Genomic DNA, 6,000 nt, shown 5'->3' with positions numbered 1-6,000 from the left:
GGTAGAGAGGAGGTTGGGTGACTATATCAGCGGACCCTTTCTTCTGCGCTCTCGTGGCGCCGGCCGTTGAAAAGTCATTTCATGTCTGTTGCATTCACCCGCGAAAACGATCTGGAAGCCACGGCGGCAGACTTGCCGGACCGTCCGATCTCGGCCCATCCCAATCTGGTGACCCCGCAGGGGCTGGCGGCGCTCGACACGGCGCTGGCCGAAGCGCGGGCGGCCTATGGCGCGGCCCAGGCGGCTGGCGAGGTACAGGCCGACCGCACCGCCATGGCGCGGGCGACGCGCGACCTCCGCTACTATGCCGCCCGCCGGGCTAGCGCGCAGCTCGTGGAGCCTGACCCAATGTCAGATAGCGTGCAGTTCGGAATGCGGGTGACATTTGAGCGCGAGGACGGTCGCCGCCAGACGTTCCGCATTGTCGGCGAAGATGAGGCCGACCCTGCGCGCGGTTCGGTCTCCTACGTCTCGCCGCTCGCCCGTGCCGTAATGGGCAAGGCGGTCGGCGATGTGACGCGGGTGGCGGGCGGCGAAGTGGAAGTGGTCGAAATCGGCTGATCCGCTCCTGAGGCGCAACGTAACTCGCTGGCATCGCTCCAGGCGCTGGCCGCATTAAGCAAAAGATCGCGGAAATCAGGCGGTGGTTGGCGACTTGATGCCGGAACACCCACGTACTCGCCGTGGACCCCACGCCGCTGCCCGGCTCAGAGAGCGGGTATCGGTCGCTTGAACCCAATCAGGACTTCGATCAGGTCTGCTCTTATACCGAGATCGATGTTGTCGATCTGGACCATCAAAAATGACAGACCGGAATGATGTTGGAGGTAGGAAACAATATCGTAGCCCCAGTCTATCGTCACAAGAGAACCATCGTTTCCCAGCGGATTGCCATGAAATTGCGGCTCTAGGATATTTCTTATCTTACCGTCCTGTAATGCGGCACGCCTACGTGAGGGCTTGTTCTTTAAAATAATGGGTACGGTCATTAATGTCGCACCCCCAGGTTTCAGTGTTCGTGCAATCTCTTTGATCGCCTTGTCAGGATAGAAAATATGCTCAAAAACGTCTTGTGTAATGACGAGGTCGAATTGTTCATCTTCGAAGGTTTGCGCCTCAAGGTTTTCGCTGCGATAGGATTTGCTGAGCATGCGCGGCGCATCGACGATTGAACCGAATGGTACTGATGCATTATACTGCGAGGCAGTATAAGAACTACATTCGCGGACCAAGCGTTGGCTCACCATGTCCCAGCCAGGCGAACTTTCATGAACTGATAGATGTGCCCAGTTCGGAAAATATGTCTTCAATACATGCATGATTGCGCGATGACGCGGCACTGACTTACAGTTCGAGCAAATCAAGGTCCCTCTAAAATAAGGACCCGAGGCGCTAAATTTCGCAGATGCCTCGCAAACCGGGCAAATGCCATCGTGGCTGAACTGAAAATCTTTGGAATTATCAGAATCTGACATTCTTAATTCCTGACGATATTTGTCACGGAGGACCGTGGAGGGGGAGTATTACCCTCCGAATCGTGAGAGGCAATCCCAGGGACAAAAAATCCGACGGGTCTCAGGGGCCAGCACAGAACAGTTTCCACAGTGGATGCCCGATCTCAGTCCGGGCTGTGCCACCATGTCTCGGGGAGGGTGCCGTAGAGCGAGGGCTGGCTTGGCAAGCGGATCGAGGCCCAGCGGGCGAGCCATTGGCCCGGGGCGTGGAACAGCGGCACACCGTAGGCCCCGGAAATCAACACCCGGTCCAGCGCGCGGGCGGCGGAGACGAGGTCGGCACGGCTGGTGGCGCGGATCATGGCCGCGATCAGAGCGTCGGCCGCAGCGCTCTTCATCCCCATGTAATTGCGCGTGCCCGGCTGGTCCGCCGCCGCGGAGCCGAAATAGAAGGCCTGCTCGTTGCCGGGTGAAAGCGACTGGCCCCACACAAAGGGCACCATGTCGAAATCATAGGAATTGCGCCGCGCATTGAATTGCACCGCGTCCACGATCCGCACATCGGCGGTGATTCCGGCCCGGGCCAGCTGGCTGGCAAAGGCGAGGCAGAGGCGCTCCTGCTCGCGGGTCGTGACCATGATCTCGAAACGGAATGGTATCCCGGTGTCGGCGCGGCGCAGCTTTCCGTCCTTCAACTGCCAGCCGGATTCAGCGAAAAGATCAAGCGCCGCCTTCAACCGCAGTCGGTCCCGACCGGAGCCGTCGGCGGCGGGCGGCGCATAGGTGCCGGCCAGCACGTCTGCTCGCACCGCGCCGGGGAAGGCGGCTAGCAGAGTCTGCTCCGCCGCATCAGCCCTGCGCCCGATCGCGGAAAGCTCGGAGCCATCGAAGAAACCGGCGGTGCGGCTGTAGAGCCCATGGTAAAAATTACGATCAAGCCATGTGAAATCAAATAATTCGATGATGGCGCGGCGCACCCGCACATCGGCAAACAGCGGCCGGCGGGTGTTGAATACCAGAGCATAGTGAGGCTTCGGCAGCCCGGTGGGGATCACCTGCCGAATGACCTTCCCGGCTCGCGCCGCTGGGAAATCATACCCGGTTTCCCAGCGACCTGGATCGCTTTCGAAACGGGCATCAACGAGCTGGCGCTTGAATGCTTCGAATTCGCTGTTCTGTTCGCGGAAATAGTCGAATCGAAGCTGCGAAAAATTGTTGAACCCCTTGTTGGTCGGCAGGTCGCCACCCCAATAGCTGGGATCCCTGGCAAGGGTCACGCTTGCACCCGGCTCCATTTCCACCACTTTGTAGGGTCCCGAACCGAGTGGTGGCTTGAGACTGGTTTCCCCAAATTTGTCCTTGTCCGTGGCGTGGCGCGCGAACACCGGCATAAGCCCCATAATCAGGGGTAATTCCCTATCCGCACTCACAAAATCGAATCGCACCACGCGCTCGGTGAGGGCCTGCGCACGGGCGATCTTGCCATAGTATAGGCGATGGTTCGGCCGGCCCTTGTCGCGCAGCAATTCATAGGAAAACACAACATCGTCAGCGGTAACCGGCGTGCCGTCTGAAAAGCGGGCGCGTGGGTCGAGGGTAAAGGCCACGAAGCTGCGCTGCGGATCGGTTTCTATGCTTTTGGCCAGCAATCCATAAAGCGTGAAAGGCTCGTCGTAGCCCCGCACCATCAGGCTCTCAACCACGTTGTTACGGATGAAGGGAGTCGAGGAGCCCATTATTATGAAAGGGTTGAGGCTATCGAATGTGCCGGGTAACGAGAGCGTCAGCCGTCCTCCCTGGGGCGCGGCGGGGTTTGCATAAGCGAAATGATCGAAGCCCTCGGGATAGGCCGGCGCGCCATGCATGGCGATGGCATGGCTCGTCTGAGCGCCGGCTGGGCCGGGTGCGGCGAGGAGCAGGGTGAGGAGAGCGGCGGCAGCCTGTCGCATCAGCAGGTGTTTTTAATCTCCAGCAGCGACGCTGTCGTGCGACAGCCGCAATGTTAGGCAAGGTATCACATCCGCGCACGGATGCGGTTCCCCGTCACCGTGTTGCCTTAATTGACACCGACAGAGCCGAGTTTAAGAGGGGTCCGCCGATCCACCCGGCCGGTGCCACGCGACAGGGAATTTTTGAAATATGACGAAAGCGAAAATTTTGCGCCGTGTCGGCGGTCTTGCCGCGATGGCCCTGGCCCTCGGCGTCGCCGGCGGCGCGTTCGCCCAGACGCAGCCGGCCAAGCCCGCTAAGCCGGCGGCTCCCGCGCAGGCTGCCCCGGCACAGGCCGCCCCCCAAGGCCAGCAGGCGCAAGGCCCGGCGTCGGTCGCCGTACCCGGCATCAATACTCCCTGGACCAAGGTCTGCGGCAACGACCAGCAGGCCAATAAGACAATCTGCATGACCACCCAGGACTTCACCGCTGAAACGGGTCAGCCGCTGGCTTCGGCCGCCATCCGCGAAGTCCAGGGCGACCCCGCTCTGAAATTTATCGTCTCGGTCCCCATCGGCATGATGGTTCAGCCGGGCACGCGCGTGATCATCGACCAGCAGCCTCCGCTGGCGCTGAAGTATGAGATCTGCTTCCCCAATGGCTGCTTCGCCAGCATGGATACGAACGCCGAGTTCGTGACCAAGCTGAAGAAGGCGCAGACCATCACCATCCAGGCGCTGCAGATGGGCGGCCGCACGCTGAACTTCCAGCTTCCCGCCAAGGACTTCGCCAAGGCCTATGACGGCCCGGCCTCCGACCCCAACGTGGTCGCGGCTGAACGCCAGAAGCTGGCGGAAGAGCTGCAGAAGCTGGCGCAGAAGAAGCTTGAGGAACGCGCCGCCCAGACCGGTCAGGCTGCCCCTGGTGCCGCTCCGGCTCCCGCTGCCCCTGCGCCCGCCGGCAAGTGATGCGGCGCGTGTGCGCTGTCTAAGACAAGGTGGAAACACAACGGCGCGCCTTTGGGCGCGCCGTTTTCGTTTTGATCGGTCATTGATTTGACCGAAGCTGCAATCAAAGCCGACTAGTTCAGCAGATCACGGCGCATGTGCCAGCCGCCTTCACCGTCGTCCGTTAGCGCTTCGGACACGCGCGGATGGCGCACCGGCTCGCCCGAGAGGTCCGCTTCGAGATTTTGCTCGGAGACGTAAGCGACATACTCATTCTCCGCATTCTCGGCGAGCAGGTGATAGAAGGGCTGGTCCTTGCGCGGCCGGATCTCCTCCGGAATTGCCTGCCACCATTCCTCGGTATTGTCGAACACGGGGTCCACGTCGAACACGACGCCGCGGAACGGGAAGTGTTTGTGGCGCACCACCTCGCCAATGCGAAACTTCGCTAATCGCATGGTGTCGGGTCCGTGTGTCGGAAACGCTTCGCGCACCTCGCCAATGTCGCGAGTCATCATCGCCTTGTCAGCGCGCGTAGGGGACGCTGCGGGCTCCCGGGGCTTTGAATCGCGTGGCATGTCGTGCTCTTAACCTCTCAACCGTATCGGCGCTCCTTGTCTAGAGGCCGTAAACCTTTGCCATGTCAGGATCTTTTTCCGACACGAGTTTGGCCAGGTCGACGATGACCTTGGCCTGCTTCCAGGTGGCGTCGTCCTGCATCTTCCCGTCGATCATCACGGCTCCCGCCCCGTCTGGCATGGCTTCGAGGATCTTGAGGGCAAATGCAACCTCGCCAGGAGCGGGACTATAGACCTTTTTTGCTATGGCAATCTGTGTCGGATGCAAGGACCATGCTCCGACGCATCCCTGGAGAAATGCGTTGCGGAACTGGCTTTCGCAGGCGGCCAGATCGCCAAAATCGCCGAATGGCCCATAGAAAGGCTTGATGGCATTGGCCGCGCAAGCGTCCACCATCTTGCCCACCGTGTAGTGCCAAAGATCCTGCTGATATCCTGTGCGGGGATTGTCTCCGTCGGGATCAGCGAGAACCTGGTAGTCCGGATGGCCGCCGCCGACGCGCGTGGTCTTCATCGCACGAGAGGCGGCGAGGTCTGCCGGACCAAGACTCATGCCGTGCATGCGTGGTGAGGCGGCAGCGATCTCTTCCACATTCTTCACGCCCTCGGCGGTTTCCAGGATGGCATGGATCAGGATCGGCTTGCCGATGGCGTGCTTGGCCTCGAGCTGCGCCAGCAATTGGTCGAGATAGGCGATGTCCCAGGGGCCGTCGACTTTGGGCAGCATGATGACATCGAGCTTGCCGCCGATCGCGTCAACCACCTGAACGATGTCGTCGAGCGCCCAGGGGCTGTTGAGGGCGTTGATGCGGGTCCATAACCCGGTGGAGCCGAAGTCCACATGGCGTGCCATCTCGATGAAGCCGGAGCGGGCCGCCTCCTTGGCATCGATCGGGATAGCGTCCTCCAGATTGCCGAGCACAACGTCCACCTGCTTGGCAAGATCGGGCACCTTGGCGCGCATCTTCTCCATGTGCGGCGGAACGAAATGGATCATCCGCTCGAGCCGCACCGGCAATTCGCGATAGGGGGTGGGCGCACCAATGGCGAGCGGCTTGAAGAAATTGCGCGGCAGCTTCATGCGGGGTCCC

General features: G+C 60.9%; 6 protein-coding genes. 2 read left to right on the top strand and 4 right to left on the bottom strand.

The genetic code is table 11. The features are described 5' to 3' along the window. The first annotated feature begins 81 nt into the window (after positions 1-81). Positions 82-561, top strand: a complete 480-nt coding sequence (gene greA / locus V5F77_RS18410; RefSeq protein ID WP_429006791.1) for a transcription elongation factor GreA — start codon at positions 82-84, stop codon at positions 559-561. 146 nt (positions 562-707) lie between these two features. Here greA and V5F77_RS18405 read toward each other — a convergent pair whose 3' ends face one another. Both V5F77_RS18405 and V5F77_RS18400 read right to left on the bottom strand, forming a co-directional pair. Continuing rightward, complete coding sequence (locus tag V5F77_RS18405) at positions 708-1,475, bottom strand: class I SAM-dependent methyltransferase (protein ID WP_429006790.1); 768 nt, start codon at positions 1,473-1,475, stop codon at positions 708-710. Between the two features lie 143 nt (positions 1,476-1,618). Continuing rightward, positions 1,619-3,403 carry an extracellular solute-binding protein gene (locus V5F77_RS18400; protein ID WP_429006789.1) on the bottom strand — a complete coding sequence of 595 codons (1,785 nt, stop codon included), beginning with the start codon at positions 3,401-3,403 and terminating at the stop codon, positions 1,619-1,621. 190 nt (positions 3,404-3,593) lie between these two features. On the opposite strand from V5F77_RS18400, the gene V5F77_RS18395 reads away from it, so the two are divergent. Further along, the gene (locus V5F77_RS18395; protein ID WP_429006788.1) at positions 3,594-4,352 is read left to right on the top strand and encodes an invasion associated locus B family protein; all 759 of its coding nucleotides are present in this window, start codon (positions 3,594-3,596) and stop codon (positions 4,350-4,352) included. Positions 4,353-4,465: 113 nt separating this feature from the next. Here the strand turns inward: V5F77_RS18395 and hspQ are convergent, their stop codons facing one another. After that, the gene (hspQ, locus tag V5F77_RS18390) at positions 4,466-4,789 is read right to left on the bottom strand and encodes a heat shock protein HspQ (protein ID WP_429006795.1); all 324 of its coding nucleotides are present in this window, start codon (positions 4,787-4,789) and stop codon (positions 4,466-4,468) included. A gap of 160 nt (positions 4,790-4,949) precedes the next feature. After that, complete coding sequence (locus tag V5F77_RS18385) at positions 4,950-5,990, bottom strand: HpcH/HpaI aldolase/citrate lyase family protein (RefSeq protein WP_429006787.1); 1,041 nt, start codon at positions 5,988-5,990, stop codon at positions 4,950-4,952. Positions 5,991-6,000: the final 10 nt, after the last annotated feature.

The sequence above is a fragment of the Roseixanthobacter psychrophilus genome (genome assembly GCF_043195195.1).
In the GTDB taxonomy this organism is placed as follows: Bacteria; Pseudomonadota; Alphaproteobacteria; order Rhizobiales; family Xanthobacteraceae; genus NCEH01.
The sequence above is the reverse complement of the archived record's forward strand: the minus strand, read 5'-3'. Positions and strand labels throughout refer to the sequence as shown.

Bases quoted from the DNA above. Each gene is read 5' to 3' on its own strand.
- V5F77_RS18395 (WP_429006788.1), top strand. From the start codon at position 3,594: ATGACGAAAGCGAAAATTTTGCGCCGTGTCGGCGGTCTTGCCGCGATG.
- greA (WP_429006791.1), top strand. From the start codon at position 82: ATGTCTGTTGCATTCACCCGCGAAAACGATCTGGAAGCCACGGCGGCA.
- V5F77_RS18385 (WP_429006787.1), bottom strand. From the start codon at position 5,990: ATGAAGCTGCCGCGCAATTTCTTCAAGCCGCTCGCCATTGGTGCGCCC.
- V5F77_RS18400 (WP_429006789.1), bottom strand. From the start codon at position 3,403: ATGCGACAGGCTGCCGCCGCTCTCCTCACCCTGCTCCTCGCCGCACCC.
- hspQ (WP_429006795.1), bottom strand. From the start codon at position 4,789: ATGCGATTAGCGAAGTTTCGCATTGGCGAGGTGGTGCGCCACAAACAC.
- V5F77_RS18405 (WP_429006790.1), bottom strand. From the start codon at position 1,475: ATGTCAGATTCTGATAATTCCAAAGATTTTCAGTTCAGCCACGATGGC.